A 410-nucleotide genomic window follows, 5' to 3' on the forward strand; every position below is an offset into this window, starting at 1 on the left:
TTAAAAAATCACTTCTTTTTTTAACTGTTGCTACCTTTAATATCATTGCTTGCTTTTTCAAAACATAAATTAACTGTCCGTTCGTTTGAACGCGTTCGATGAAATGTATTAGCAGGGACCGCAAATATTTCACCTGGTTTCAATGAAACTGTTTTATCGTTTTCTAAGTCTATGAAAAGTTCACCTTCTAAGACATAAAATAACTCATCGCAATCCTCATGTTTATGCCAGTGAAATTCTCCATTTATCACAGCTATTCTAAGTGCATGGTCATTTACTTCACTTACAATAAAATTAGTATAGTCCTTTTGGTCTTTTACTAATTCATTTAGGTTAAAAACCTCTAATTGTCCTTTTTTCTGCATTTTCATACTCCTTTGCAACTCTAATCTGCTTTAATTAAATAAAAT

General features: G+C 30.7%; 1 protein-coding gene. It reads right to left on the minus strand.

Going from position 1 to position 410, the window contains the following annotated elements; translation table 11 throughout:
• Positions 1-20: 20 nt before the first annotated feature.
• A complete protein-coding gene (locus V7150_RS15885) occupies positions 21-365 on the minus strand; it encodes a cupin domain-containing protein (RefSeq protein ID WP_335520197.1) in 345 nt (114 codons plus the stop codon).
• Positions 366-410: the final 45 nt, after the last annotated feature.

This window comes from Neobacillus drentensis (assembly GCF_036965245.1).
Classification (GTDB): Bacteria; Bacillota; Bacilli; order Bacillales; family Cytobacillaceae; genus Neobacillus; species Neobacillus drentensis_G.

What these genes read in the sequence shown, in the direction of transcription:
- V7150_RS15885 (WP_335520197.1), bottom strand. Translation starts at nt 365, where the DNA reads ATGCAGAAAAAAGGACAATTAGAGGTTTTTAACCTAAATGAATTAGTA.